Annotated in this window: 12 protein-coding genes; 7 read left to right on the forward strand and 5 right to left on the reverse strand. The window is 64.7% G+C overall.

Annotation, left to right across the window (positions count from 1 at the left end; all coding sequences use genetic code 11):
- Positions 1 to 562 precede the first annotated feature (562 nt).
- Complete coding sequence (locus K359_RS0132045) at positions 563 to 1,315, reverse strand: hypothetical protein (protein WP_029082983.1); 753 nt, start codon at positions 1,313 to 1,315, stop codon at positions 563 to 565.
- A gap of 51 nt (positions 1,316 to 1,366) precedes the next feature.
- A complete protein-coding gene (locus K359_RS0132050; protein WP_029082984.1) occupies positions 1,367 to 1,942 on the reverse strand; it encodes a hypothetical protein in 576 nt (191 codons plus the stop codon).
- 145 nt (positions 1,943 to 2,087) lie between these two features.
- Between K359_RS0132050 and K359_RS0132055 the strand changes: the two genes are divergently transcribed.
- Together K359_RS0132055 and K359_RS0132060 are read left to right on the forward strand one after the other, a co-directional pair.
- Positions 2,088 to 2,300, forward strand: a complete 213-nt coding sequence (locus K359_RS0132055) for a hypothetical protein (protein ID WP_029082985.1) — start codon at positions 2,088 to 2,090, stop codon at positions 2,298 to 2,300.
- 121 nt (positions 2,301 to 2,421) lie between these two features.
- Positions 2,422 to 2,835 carry a nuclear transport factor 2 family protein gene (locus K359_RS0132060; RefSeq protein ID WP_084518564.1) on the forward strand — a complete coding sequence of 138 codons (414 nt, stop codon included), beginning with the start codon at positions 2,422 to 2,424 and terminating at the stop codon, positions 2,833 to 2,835.
- A 256-nt stretch (positions 2,836 to 3,091) separates the two neighbouring features.
- Here K359_RS0132060 and K359_RS0132065 read toward each other — a convergent pair whose 3' ends face one another.
- Positions 3,092 to 3,535: a GYD domain-containing protein gene (locus tag K359_RS0132065; RefSeq protein ID WP_245284780.1), complete on the reverse strand. Its 444-nt coding sequence runs from the start codon at positions 3,533 to 3,535 to the stop codon at positions 3,092 to 3,094.
- 280 nt (positions 3,536 to 3,815) lie between these two features.
- Between K359_RS0132065 and K359_RS0132070 the strand changes: the two genes are divergently transcribed.
- Positions 3,816 to 4,766: an aldo/keto reductase gene (locus K359_RS0132070; RefSeq protein ID WP_029082988.1), complete on the forward strand. Its 951-nt coding sequence runs from the start codon at positions 3,816 to 3,818 to the stop codon at positions 4,764 to 4,766.
- 221 nt (positions 4,767 to 4,987) lie between these two features.
- The gene (locus tag K359_RS0132075; RefSeq protein WP_029082989.1) at positions 4,988 to 6,664 is read left to right on the forward strand and encodes a carbamoyltransferase C-terminal domain-containing protein; all 1,677 of its coding nucleotides are present in this window, start codon (positions 4,988 to 4,990) and stop codon (positions 6,662 to 6,664) included.
- 73 nt (positions 6,665 to 6,737) lie between these two features.
- Here the strand turns inward: K359_RS0132075 and htpX are convergent, their stop codons facing one another.
- Complete coding sequence (htpX, locus tag K359_RS0132080; RefSeq protein ID WP_029082990.1) at positions 6,738 to 7,670, reverse strand: zinc metalloprotease HtpX; 933 nt, start codon at positions 7,668 to 7,670, stop codon at positions 6,738 to 6,740.
- A 267-nt stretch (positions 7,671 to 7,937) separates the two neighbouring features.
- Positions 7,938 to 9,593 carry an ATP-binding protein gene (locus tag K359_RS53525; protein ID WP_051346525.1) on the reverse strand — a complete coding sequence of 552 codons (1,656 nt, stop codon included), beginning with the start codon at positions 9,591 to 9,593 and terminating at the stop codon, positions 7,938 to 7,940.
- Between the two features lie 180 nt (positions 9,594 to 9,773).
- Between K359_RS53525 and K359_RS0132090 the strand changes: the two genes are divergently transcribed.
- The 3 genes from K359_RS0132090 (at position 9,774) to K359_RS63510 (ending at position 12,368) form a co-directional block, all read left to right on the forward strand.
- Positions 9,774 to 11,117: a lytic murein transglycosylase gene (locus K359_RS0132090; protein ID WP_245284781.1), complete on the forward strand. Its 1,344-nt coding sequence runs from the start codon at positions 9,774 to 9,776 to the stop codon at positions 11,115 to 11,117.
- A gap of 268 nt (positions 11,118 to 11,385) precedes the next feature.
- Complete coding sequence (locus tag K359_RS0132095) at positions 11,386 to 11,889, forward strand: DUF1993 family protein (protein WP_029082992.1); 504 nt, start codon at positions 11,386 to 11,388, stop codon at positions 11,887 to 11,889.
- 221 nt (positions 11,890 to 12,110) lie between these two features.
- On the forward strand, positions 12,111 to 12,368 hold the full coding sequence (locus tag K359_RS63510; RefSeq protein ID WP_198031209.1) for a hypothetical protein: 258 nt from the start codon (positions 12,111 to 12,113) through the stop codon (positions 12,366 to 12,368).
- The last annotated feature ends 9 nt before the right edge of the window (positions 12,369 to 12,377 follow it).

The raw sequence follows: 12,377 nt of genomic DNA on the forward strand, positions 1-12,377 counted from the left end.
CCCGGTCGAGCCGGGCGATGACAGATGTGGTGGGGACGCGGCTTCGCATTCTCGCGACATGAATTGTCCGAGCTTTGCTCTTCGTTTCGCCCCCTCTCTCGCAGAGGGCGCAGGGAAAGCCGGGTGCCGATCGCACCCATGGGCCCCGAGCAAAAGGTAGAAAGCTCGGGGGTAGGACCACAGGTGTAACCGGAAACTCCGGCTTTCCCTGCGCGATGGGTTACGGCTTACTTCGCGCTCTCCCCGGCGAGACTGGGCTTGTTTGTCACCGCCTTCGCAAGACGCAATTGCGTCTTACAAGGGGACACCGGCCGCTAGGGCGTCAGGACCACGCGACTTCGCCGTCCGCTTCGCGTGCTCTCGTCAGTCACACACTCGGCGTCCGCCGCATCCCACACCGCGTTCGTGACGATCGCGAAGCGCCCCTCGATCGGGTGAGACGGGCAGACCATACACCGAGCTGCAATTCCGATAAACCGAAATATTTTCGCATGAGGGGATTGCGTCGTCGGGCAACTCAATGGCAGGAGGTCGCGCCTCTCTCGTCATTCCCGATGTGCAATTATCTGCTTCCGAGCTGAACCTGCCGATCGACGACAATCCAGACGGCACGACCAATCGCAAGCAGGTTCTCCTCTTCACCAAACAGCGCCGCCTCGGCGATGAGACGCCGGCCCTCGCCGCCGGTTTTCCAGGACGTCACCACGCATCGCTCGCCCGGCCGCGGCCGCCCATCGATACGTACGGACAGACGCCCGAGCAGGATCGGCAAAGCGTTGAAGCTTCTGCTTTCGGAGTCGTATTGGGCTACGTAGCCGGTCGGACAATCCAGCGCAGACCATACAAACTCGGGAGCAACCAGGCCATCAGCTGCGGTGAGGGAGGCGTCGGGCGTCCAGGGTACGGCAAAGACCCCGCTCGGCTGTTGCCGAATGAGCGGCCCGGCGAAAAGCCGCAGCCCGTCGCCCGCTGCCCGGTCAGGTCCGCAAACAAAGCACATCGGCAGCTGATGTTCGTGCGGCTTGATTGGCGTGCGCTTCTCGGCTTCCACCGCCTCGTCGAAGGTCGCCCTCTCGAGCCGGCTCAAGTCAAGCATGACGGCCCTGCCGATTGCTATTGTCGCGGCGCCATGGCGTATCTCCCATACGCCCATCTCGACCTCGACTAAATCCAGCTCTGTCTCCAGCGGTGGCGGGGCGCGCAGCGTGACTTCCGCGGCACCGGCTATTTGGCGCGCCAGCGCCCCACACACATAGCCGCCGTTGCCTGAATTCGGCGGCCCGCGAAAGCGACGCGGAATTGTCATCGTGTGCATGCCATCCTCCCGGAGACGGATTACACTTCCACTTTCCCGGTGCCGCACGGTTCAGCCGTCGAGTGTGCGGAGACTTGCCTCGTAACGCGCATTCGCCTGTTCGAACATGCGGAGCGTCCGCTCACGGTCGTGGCGGTGCTCATCCAGCGTGAACGAATCCCATTCGCTGCGCTCCGCGGCGAAGAAATCGCCGCCACCATAGATGTGGATCGCGCCGGTCAGCCGATCAATCGGATTGATGACTGAATGGATGACGTCCGAACCGAGCGGCACGGTGTCCTTCTCGCACAGCGCTTTCGCTCCGGCGGCCTCTATCCTGTTCGGTTCGCCCGGGATGCGTCGCCAGAAGACGTTGTCCTCGCGGCCCGAGTAGATGCCAATGACGGCCCACATGCGATGGTTGTGAGGCATCACCATCATGCCCGGCGCCCAAATCACGTTGAGGATTGTGAGCGAATCCGAGTGGAAGAGCGTCTGGCTCCCGGCGCGCTTCGGCTCGCCGAGGCTTTTGAGGACTGTTGCTGGCTCGGACATTGCCCGTGCAACGACCTCGCGAATTGCCCTGTGGCTCGAGTCCGCTGCGAAAGCCGCCTCGCAGTCGGCGATGAATCGCTCAGTTTCAAACATACCCATCTCCCTTGTGAGACGAACCTGCTCGATCGGACGTTCAAATCCGACCTGAATGTTTCCAGAACGCGTCGCCCCCCCAAGCTCCAACGGCAGCCTGCGTCCGATGACCTGAAGCCTCAAGAAGGTTGAAGCAGCTTGCGTCATGTGTCCAGACGCTAGCGAGCCCAAGGGACCGGGCAAGGAGCCGATCCTGCTGCGGCAGCCGCTGCTGGAGATCCTCGATCGCCTTGCCGCCGCGGAATTCTGCTCGCACCAGGGCCAGATCGAAAAACGGCTGCACGAGGCGCTGGTCCGGCGCGGCGCCTGGCCGCCAAAGGCGGAGCAGGAGGACTCGAGCGAGGACGAGGCACACTAGCTAGAGCACCCACGGCGGTCACGCCGATGCATCAAAATGGGAAACGATGACTTTCCATCATTGTCGTTCCGCAACGGTGCCTGCGGCCACATGATGTTGGAGTCACGCATGGAGGTCTCCGATGAACGAGCATACCAGCAAGAGCAGCGCCCCGCCCTCGGCGGGCGCAGATGTGAGCGGCATCGAAACGCTGCTTATGCGCAACCTTCCGGAGGTTTTCGGCGAAGGCGATCCGGTGCGCCGAAGGGCCGCAATTCAACAACTCTACACCGAGGATTGCGTGCTCTACGCGCCATCAGGCATTCTGGTAGGCCACGATGCGCTCGACAAGTTTGCCGGCGATCTCCGGGCGACGCATCCGCACTTCGCTTACACGCCTCATGGCGCGCCGCAGGTCCTGCACAATTCGGGACGCCTGGCATGGGGCTCCGGGCCGCAAGGCGAGAAGCCTGTCTACACCGGCGTGGATTTCATCATCGCGCGCGACGGCAAGATCGCGGCGCTTTACGTCTACCTGGACACGCCGCCTGCTTGAGGGGCGGCTGCGACGCTGATGCCGAATGCTGAAACACGAGGCGGCGGACGTCAGGCGACGGCACAACCGGCCGGGGCTTGCGAACCGGCATGCACGTGCCCACGACATCCGCCTGAGCGTGTTGCCCGTCCGCTGACGCGCCCCGGATCAGCGGCGCGCGCAACGGCCCTCGCCTTCGCGCGGAGCGCCGGGTAGCGCCGCCGCGCGAGAGGACACCGGACGTCAGACGATCAGCGGTGCTTGATCCTCCAGCCTGCTAGCCACCAGGCGGGGTGTAGGCAGCCTTCAACTTGCTCGCGTGCTGACGCACCACCTTGATCTCGTCCTGGGTAAACAGCCGGACCAGCTTCACATTCTGCATGGTGCCGGCTGCCACGACCACGCCGCTGATGGCCGGTGCGACGGTCGGATCCGGCACGTCGAAGATCACCATCACGCCGGGACCATCGACCGACGTGCTGTACATCGAAATCAGTTTGCCGCCGGCCGCTTCGATCAACTTCCTGGCGGCCTCATAGCGATTGGTCGCCGGGTTCTCCATGATGTTGTTGAGAGCACGCGGGGTGTATTCACCTGAGAAGCAGAAATGCATGGCAATCGCTCCATTTGGCTGAAATGAGAAAAGCGTTTCACCCGGGCGTGACCCGGGCAGCAGCAGATTTCGTACTGAAATGAGAAGAGGTGGCCTGCCGATGGCCATGTGCGCTGCCGCTCATTCTCCGGAATTCGGCGCGACCGGTGGCAGCTCGCCGGGCAATCTACATCAAGCGCCCGACAAATGAAATCGCGTTCCTGCGCGTTGCGAAAATCGCGCCGTGATCGATGCGGCGCCGAGGGGCAGCCTGCCTGACCTGACGCACGAGCGAGCATGGCGTTTGTGATGCAGCAGAGCGGAGCGGATGCCGCTCAGCGCCTTGCAAACAAAGGCGATCTGCCTCAGTGTCCGGCGCCTGCCCTCAAGAACAAGCGAAAGAAAACTCATGAAGCATCGCGCGCTCGGCCGCTCCGGCCTCACCGTTCCCTCCCTGTGCTTTGGCTGCAATGTGTTCGGCTGGACGGTCGACGAGACGTCGTCGTTTCGCCTGCTCGACACCGTGCTGGAGCACGGGCTGACGTTCCTCGATACGGCGGACGTCTATTCGCGCTGGGCGCCGGGCCATAGCGGCGGCGAATCCGAGACGATCATCGGCAAATGGATGAAGGCGCGCGGCAACCGCAACCGCGTCATCCTCGCCACCAAGGTCGGAATGGACATGGGCAACGACAATGTCGGGCTGAAGCCGGACTATATCGCGCGCGCCGTCGAGGATTCGCTGCGGCGGCTGCAGACCGACTTCATCGACCTCTACCAGTCCCACAAGGACGATGAGACGACCCCGCAGGAAGAGACACTGGCGGCCTACGACAAGTTGATCAAGGCAGGCAAGGTCCGGGCGATCGGCGCCTCGAATTTCTCGGCGGAGCGGCTCAACAGCGCCCTCGATATCTCCAAGGCGAACGGGCTGCCGCGCTACGAGAGCATGCAGCCCGAATACAGCCTGATGGAGCGGTCGAGCTACGAAGGCGCGCTGCAACAGGTCTGCGAGGCGAACGACGTCGGCGTGATCACGTTCTTCTCGCTCGCCGCGGGATTTTTGACCGGCAAGTACCGCTCGGAGAGCGACTTCGCCAAGAGCCCGCGCGGCTCGCGCAGCATTCCCAAATACATGAACCCGCGCGGCATGCGCATCGTGGCCGGCCTCGATGAGGTCGCCGCGGAAACGCGCGCCGAGCCGGCCGCGGTCGCGCTCGCCTGGCTGATGGCGAAGCCCTCGGTCACCGCGCCGATTGCCAGTGCCACCAGGCCCGAGCAGGTCGCAACGCTTGTCGCGGCCACGAAACTCGAACTGACCAAGGACCAGGTCGGACGGCTGGACGCCGCGAGCGCATAGCGCGTTTCGAGCGGCGCGAACTGCGGCTTTTGGTCTTCAGTGCGCAGCCTCGATACTGCCTTACTGTTCCGGACAGCTTGGCTAGAGCCATTTCCGTTCCGATAAAATCGGAACGGGGCTCTAGATTTTTGTTTGACGCGTTTTCTTCACGCGAACCGGTATCCACTTCGCTCGAAAACGCTCTAGTCTGCCGTGACGGTCAGGCGTATGGGGGGACGCAGGTGAACATCCTTGGGATCAATTCGGTGTATCACGAGTCCGCCGCCGCGCTGCTGGTTGACGGCAGGCTCGTGGTGGCCGCCGAGGAGGAGCGGTTCAACCGCATCAAGCACGGCAAGCCGGCCGAGTTCGACAACCCGCATCAGCTCCCCGAACGCGCGATCCGCTTTTGCCTGAACCATGCCGGGCTGACAGCGCGCGATATCGATCACGTCGCATACTCGTTCGATCCGAGGCAGCGCCGCAAGCGATATCGCGCCGAGTGGTGGGATCCGCGGCTGGAGGAGACCTTTCGGCTCCGGCTTGGTCAGGTGCCCGGCGCCATCGACGACCTGCTCGGACGTTCACTGCGGCAGCGACTGCATTTCGTGCCTCACCATCTGGCGCACGCCGCATCCGCCTACTTCCCGTCCGGCTTCGATCACGCGGCCATCCTCACCATCGATGGAATCGGCGAGACCGCGTGCACCGCGCTGGCGAAGGCAGCCGGCACCCGCATCCAGACCGTCGAGACATTCGAATATCCGCATTCGATCGGTTTCCTGTGGGAGGTGTTCAGCGGTTATCTCGGCTTCTCGCATTACGACGCCTCGAAAGTCATGGGCCTCGCGGCCTACGGCGATCCGGAGGTTTTCCGTCAGCAGTTCCAGTCGATCATGCGTGCCGATGAGGTGAACTACGGGGTGTCGCCGGAGTATCTCGGCACCAGCCCGGAGCGTCACGCCAGAATGGAAGCCGTGTTCGGCCCGGGGCGCTACGAGGACGGCGAAATCCTGCCGCGGCATGCCGACATGGCGGCCGCGTTGCAGGCGGCGACGGATGCCGCTGTCGTCGCGGCGGTCCGCCGCCTCAAGCGCAGGGTGCCGTCGGACAATCTGTGTCTTGCCGGAGGCGTCGCGCTCAATTGCGTGACCAATGAACTGGTCAGGCGATCCGGCGAATTCACCAACGTGTTCATCCCCTCCGCGCCGCACGATGCGGGCACGGCGATCGGCGCCGCCCTCGCCGTGCATTGCGCAAAACACAAGCATTCCCCCGAGCGCGGCAACGACACGCCGTATCTCGGGCCCGGATTCAAGCGGCGCGAGATTGTGGCGGCGGTCAAGTCAGCCGGGCTCAAGGCACGGCGCAGCACATCGCCGGCGCGCGATGCCGCCGACATGATCGCCAGCGGCAAGATCGTCGCCTGGTTCCAGGGCCGCATGGAGTTCGGGCCGCGCGCGCTGGGCAACCGTTCCCTGCTCGCCGATCCGCGGCGGCCGGACATGCGCGATATCCTCAATCAGAAGGTCAAGCACCGGGAAGATTTCCGCCCTTTTGCGCCGAGCGTGCTGGCCGAGCACGCCGAGGAATGGTTCGAGGTCGGCGCGCCGACGGCCAGTCACGCGTTCATGCTGTTTGCATGTCCCGTCAAGCCCGACCGGCGCGATCTCATTCCGGCGGTTTTGCACCGCGACGGCAGCGCCCGGGTCCAGATCGTCAGCCGCAGATCAAATCCGCGCTTTCACGAGCTGATCTCCTGCTTCTTTGCCAAGACCGGTGTGCCCCTTGTCGTCAACACGTCGTTCAATGACAGCGAGCCGATCGTCTGCGCCCCCACCGACGCGATCGTCACGTTCCGCAAGTCCGGTATCGATGCGCTGTTCATGGACGATGTGGTGCTGACGGCAAAGGCGTGACCTCGCCTGCCATCGTCAGCCCAGAATCTTAAACCCCGAATCTTCAACCCCAGGATTTTCAGCCCCACGATCTTCAGCCCCACGGGCCGCGCTGGCCCTGTGATCCGCCCCACGGGCTGCGCGGCGGATAGCTGGCGCCGGTGGAAAGCGGCGCGGTCTGGGTGCCGAGCTCGGCGGCGAGTTGTTGCAGCGCCGCGATGCGGTTCGCGGTCGAGGGGTGGGTGGCGAACAGATTGTCGACGCCGTGGCCCGACAGCGGATTGATGATGAACATATGCGCGGTGGCCGGATTGCGCTCGGCCTCCATATTCGGCACCTGATGCGCTGAATTCTCGATCTTGGCGAGCGCGGACGCCAGCCACATCGGCTGCCCGACGATGCGCGCGCCATAATTGTCGGCGGCATATTCGCGGGTGCGGCTGATCGCCATCTGCACCAGCGCAGCGCCGAGCGGCGCCAGGATCATCATCGCGATCGAGCCGATGATGCCGGGGCCGTTGTTGTTGCGGTTGCCGCCGAAGAACATACCGAACTGCGCCAGCATCGAGATCGCACCGGCGATCGTCGCCGTGATCGTCATGGTCAGCGTGTCGTGATGCTTGATATGCGCAAGCTCGTGCGCGATCACGCCGGCGAGCTCCTCGCGGCTGAGCTGCTGCATCAGACCCGTGGTGACGGCGACGGCGGCGTTCTCCGGATTGCGGCCGGTCGCGAAGGCGTTGGGCTGCGCTTCGTCCATCAGGAACACGCGCGGCATCGGCAGAGCGGCGCGCTGCGCGAGCTCGGCGACGAGGTCATAGAGTTCGGGCGCCGAACGCGCATCGACCTGATGGGCGCCGTACATCGACAGCACCATGCGATCGGAATTCCAGTAGGTGAACAGGTTTGTCGCAGCCGCGACGATCAGCGCGATCACGGCGCCGGTGCCGCCGCCGATCAGATAGCCGACGCCCATGAACAGGGCGGTGAGGCCGGCAAGCAGGAGCGCGGTGCGGAAATAGTTCATCGTTGTTCCCTCACGGCCAGCGGAATGCTGCCACAACTGACGCCGCTGAGGTAGGGATTTTGCTGCGCGCGCCGCAAGGGGAACCAGTGCGTCGCAGCGACGCGGCGGGGATTAACGATCGGTCATCTGCGGCAGATTGTAGCCCGCATGAGCGCCAGCGACATGCGGGAACACTGCCCCCGGATATCGCGGAGCCTGTCATCGGGCGCGCGTTCGCGCGACCCGTTGGCTCATCCGGGCTACGGAACTACGGCTACCGGATCGCGCCTACTCCGCCGGCTCCTGCCGAGCGAGCTGCCGCTCACCCTCGCGCAGCGCCACCTGCAGCATGCGGGCGAGCTGGGCCCGGCTGTAGGGCTTTCCGAGGAACAGGATGCCCTGCTCGAGCTTGCCGTCCTGATCGATGGCATTCTCGGTGTAGCCCGACGTTAACAGCACGCGCAGGCCGGGCCGCCGCTTCTGCGCCTCGGTGGCGAGCTCGCGCCCGTTCATCGCGCCCGGCATGATGACGTCGGTGAACAGCAAATCGACCGGCGCGCCGCTGTCGAGCACGGCGAGCGCTTCAGCGCCATTGTTGGCCGACAGCGTGGTGTAGCCGAGGCTCTCGATCTGGGTCAGCACGTAGGAGCGCACCAGTCTGTCGTCCTCGACGACGAGCACGATTTCCTGCGCGCCGGGAACATCCGGCTGCCGCCGCTCGGGCGCCGCGGCCGGCGAGACCACCGCCGCACGGGGCAGATAGAGCATGACGCGGGTGCCGCGGCCGACCTCGCTGTCGAGCACGATGTGGCCGTTGGATTGCTTGACGAAGCCATAGACCATGGAAAGCCCGAGGCCGGTGCCCTTGCCGACGTCCTTGGTGGTGAAGAACGGCTCGAACACCTTTGCCAGATCGGCTTCCGCGATGCCCTGGCCGTTGTCGGTCAGCGCGATCGCGACATAGTCGCCGGCGGCGAGCCCGTCATGGCCATGCACGTCTGATGGCTTCAGCTCGGCGGTGCGGGTCTCAATCATGAGCCGGCCGCCCTTCGGCATCGCGTCGCGCGCGTTCAGCGCAAGATTGATGATCGCGGTGACGAGCTGGTTGGAATCGACCAGCGCGCGCGGCAGATCGGGTGCGGGGCGAAAATCGATGTCGACATGGTCGCCGATGGTCGGCTGCAGCAGCTCGATGGTGTCGACCATCAGCGCATTGACGTCGACGTCGCTCGGCTGCAGCGGCTGCTTGCGCGCAAACGCGAGCAGATGCCGCGTCAGCGACGCACCGCGGTCGGCGGCGTCGCGGATCAGCGAGGTGATCTCGACCAGCTGGCGGTTATGGGTGACCGCCTCCGACAGAATGTCGATGGTGCCGGTGATCACGGTGAGGATGTTGTTGAAGTCGTGCGCGATGCCGCCGGTGAGCTGGCCGACCGCCTCCATCTTCTGCGCCTGGCGGATCTTGCTCTCATTGGCTTCGGCCTCGCGGAAGCGCTCGAGCAGGACTTCCGAGCGCTGGCGTTGCCGCCCCTCCTCGGCGAGCGCGACATGCGCCTCGCGCAGCTGCGCCTCGGTCGGGATCGCCAGGATTTTCGGGATCAGCGGCCAGAGCAGGACCGCGGTGAAGATCGAGGCAATTGCGGTCAGCGCCTTGAGCAGGCCTTCGAGACCATAGATCGGCACCCACAGCGTGTAGATCGAGAATACATGCGTCAGCCCGCAGGCGAGGATGAAGGCGGCGAACGGCCAGGCCATCCAGCCGAACTGAAAATCGCGCCGCTTGGAGACGAGGATCGCCAGCGCAAACGGGATCGAGAAATACGAAGCGGCAATCAGTGCGTCGGAAATCACGTGGAGCCAGATCAGCTCCGGCTCCCACAGCAGGCAGATGCCGTGCGGTGAAAAGGTCGACGAATCCAAAATACGCTCGAGAAAACTCCACATGGCTCCCTCCGCGCGTGATCGATCCGCCGACACCCCTGCCCGCGAATCACCGGCCGATCATAGCGGCGGCTATTCACACTGCCGAAGGCCAATTGGTCTAACGGCGGCCCCCCGTTGTTGCCCGGTGTCGCCCTGGTGTATGCAGGGCGGGCCCTATCCCCGATCCAGCCGGTGACATCGATGCCAGCATCTCCCCTCCGCGCCCCGATCATGATCGCTGTAGCAGCGGTGGCGCTGGCGCTCTCGACGGCCGCCTCGGCGCAGCAGCCACTGCCCAACCCTGCGGGTCCCGCGCCCGTCAGGCCGCGCCCGGCGGTCGCCGCCTCGCCGCGGGCTGCGTCCTGCCATGCCGGGCAGAGCTTTGATCGCTTCCTCACTGAGCTGAAGCAGAAGGCGGTGGCCGCCGGCGTCTCGCAACGCACGATCGCGGAGACCGCGCCGTACCTGATCTATGACCAGGGCATCGTCAACCGCGACCGCGGCCAGCGCGTGTTCGGGCAGATATTCACCCAGTTCGCCGGCCGCATGGCCGCGAACTATCGGATGCAGCAGGGTCAGCAATACATCAAGACATATGCGGCCGCGTTCGCGCGCGCCGAGAAGGAGTACGGCGTGCCGCCGGCGGTGATCGCCGCGTTCTGGGGACTGGAGAGCGACTTCGGCGTCCAGATGGGCAATCTGCCGACACTGAAATCGCTGGTGTCGCTGGCCTATGATTGCCGCCGTTCGGAGATGTTCCAGGGCGAGACCATCGCGGCGCTGAAGATCATCGAGCGCGGCGACCTGACGCCCGACGAGATGATCGGCTCGTGGGCCGGCGAGCTCGGCCAGACGCAATTCTTGCCGACACACTATTTCAACTACGCCGTCGACTATGACGGCGACGGCCATCGCAATCTGCTCGCCAGCGGCCCCGACGTGATCGGCTCGACCGCGAACTACATCGCCAACGGATTGAAGTGGCGGCGCGGCGAGCCGTGGCTGCAGGAGGTGCGCGTGCCGCAGGCCGCGAATTTCCCGTGGGACCAGGCCGACCTCACCATCAAGCTGCCGCGCTCGAAATGGGCTACGCTCGGCGTCACTACGACAGACGGCAAGCCGCTCGCCAACGACGAGATGCCGGCCTCGCTGTTGCTGCCGATGGGCCGGATGGGCCCGGCATTCCTCGCCTACGCGAATTTCGCCGCCTACACCGAGTGGAACAACTCGCTGATCTATTCGACCACCGCCGGCTATCTCGCCGGCCGCATCGCGGGCGCGCCGCCGATGCAGCGCCCGCACGCGCCGGTCGCGCAGCTGCCGTTCAACGAGATCAAGGAGCTGCAGTCGCTCTTGGCGCGCGCCGGCTACGACGTCGGCAAGATCGACGGCGTGCTCGGACAGGCGAGCCGCAGCGCGGTCAAGGCGATGCAGGTGAAGTACGGCCTGCCGGCGGATTCCTGGCCGACCGCGGAGCTGTTGGCCCGGATGCGCGGTGGCCGCACCCAGCCGGCCGCGGACGCCGCGATGCCGGGGACGCGGTAGGACACACCATTCAGCCGCGCGCGCATTGGTAATCCCGTCACCCTGAGGAGCGCGGAGCGCGTCTCGAAGGGTCGACGGCCACCGGCCGGGCCGTGCATCCTTCGAGACGCCGCTTCGCGGCTCCTCAGGATGACGGGATAGAGAAGGCGCAGGAAATATTTGACCAAGTGTTACAGCCTTCCGCGGTTGTATTCTTCCCTTCGCGGCACCATTTGCAGCATCGCCGTTCGGCAGATTTGGATTTCATCAGAACCAAGAAGAGCAACACATGTCCTTTTATGACGCCGTCGTCCCCGCCTATCTGCAGATCCTCAACAGCCTTAGCGGCCTGCTCAGCAAGGCCGAGGCGCATTGCGATGCGAAGAAGATCGCGCCCGAGGTGCTGCTCGGATCGCGGCTCTATCCGGACATGCTGCCGCTGACCAAGCAGGTACAGCTGGTCTGCGATCACGCCGCAAGAGGCTGCGCGCGGCTGACGCATAGCGATGTGCCGTCGACACCCGACACCGAGACCAGCTTCGCCGAATTGAAGCAGCGGCTCACCAACACGATCGACTATGTGAAGTCGTTCAAGCCCGAGCAGTTCGACGGCGGCGATGCCAAGGATGTCACCTTCCCGGTCGGCCCCGGCCGCACCATGACCCTGAAGGGCCAGCAATTCCTCAACGCATTTTCGTTCCCGAACTTCTATTTCCACGCCGTCACCGCGCACGGCATCCTGCGTCACAACGGCGTCGAGATCGGCAAGCGCGATTTCCTCGGCGTGAGCTGACGCGCTTCGCGCGTCATTCCGGGGCTCGCGAGCGAGAACCTCAGGTGCGCAATTGCGCACCGGGGAATCTCGAGCCATACAACTTCTGGATTCCGGGTTCGATGCTTCGCATCGCCCCGGAATGACGTGGCACAAACATATTCCCCGCCGCGGGATTTTAGCCTCGCACGCACGGCCGTGCTACTGCTCCCTGACAACAACAAGACGTCAGGGAGCACGCCATGGCGACCACAACCCACGCACCGAAAGCCATCGATCCATCCGCCTCGCTGCATGCGGAAGCGCTGGAACTGGCAAAGAACCACGGCCGCCTCAACGGCCGGCGCATCATCGTGGTCGGCGCGGGACAGCGCGCCACCGTCGACGCTGAGCCGCTGATCGGCAACGGCCGCGCGATGAGCGTGCTGTTCGCGCGCGAGGGCGCCTCGGTCGCCTGCCTCGACGTCAACAAGGAAGCCGCCGACGACACTGTCGCGTAGATCAGCAAG

This window comes from Bradyrhizobium sp. th-b2 (assembly GCF_000426785.1).
Lineage (GTDB): Bacteria > Pseudomonadota > Alphaproteobacteria > Rhizobiales > Xanthobacteraceae > Bradyrhizobium > Bradyrhizobium septentrionale.

What these genes read in the sequence shown, in the direction of transcription:
- K359_RS53525 (WP_051346525.1), bottom strand. Translation starts at nt 9,593, where the DNA reads ATGTGGAGTTTTCTCGAGCGTATTTTGGATTCGTCGACCTTTTCACCG.
- K359_RS0132095 (WP_029082992.1), top strand. Translation starts at nt 11,386, where the DNA reads ATGTCCTTTTATGACGCCGTCGTCCCCGCCTATCTGCAGATCCTCAAC.
- htpX (WP_029082990.1), bottom strand. Translation starts at nt 7,670, where the DNA reads ATGAACTATTTCCGCACCGCGCTCCTGCTTGCCGGCCTCACCGCCCTG.
- K359_RS0132065 (WP_245284780.1), bottom strand. Translation starts at nt 3,535, where the DNA reads ATGGCCATCGGCAGGCCACCTCTTCTCATTTCAGTACGAAATCTGCTG.
- K359_RS0132070 (WP_029082988.1), top strand. Translation starts at nt 3,816, where the DNA reads ATGAAGCATCGCGCGCTCGGCCGCTCCGGCCTCACCGTTCCCTCCCTG.
- K359_RS63510 (WP_198031209.1), top strand. Translation starts at nt 12,111, where the DNA reads ATGGCGACCACAACCCACGCACCGAAAGCCATCGATCCATCCGCCTCG.
- K359_RS0132090 (WP_245284781.1), top strand. Translation starts at nt 9,774, where the DNA reads ATGCCAGCATCTCCCCTCCGCGCCCCGATCATGATCGCTGTAGCAGCG.
- K359_RS0132060 (WP_084518564.1), top strand. Translation starts at nt 2,422, where the DNA reads ATGAACGAGCATACCAGCAAGAGCAGCGCCCCGCCCTCGGCGGGCGCA.
- K359_RS0132050 (WP_029082984.1), bottom strand. Translation starts at nt 1,942, where the DNA reads ATGTTTGAAACTGAGCGATTCATCGCCGACTGCGAGGCGGCTTTCGCA.
- K359_RS0132055 (WP_029082985.1), top strand. Translation starts at nt 2,088, where the DNA reads ATGTGTCCAGACGCTAGCGAGCCCAAGGGACCGGGCAAGGAGCCGATC.
- K359_RS0132045 (WP_029082983.1), bottom strand. Translation starts at nt 1,315, where the DNA reads ATGCACACGATGACAATTCCGCGTCGCTTTCGCGGGCCGCCGAATTCA.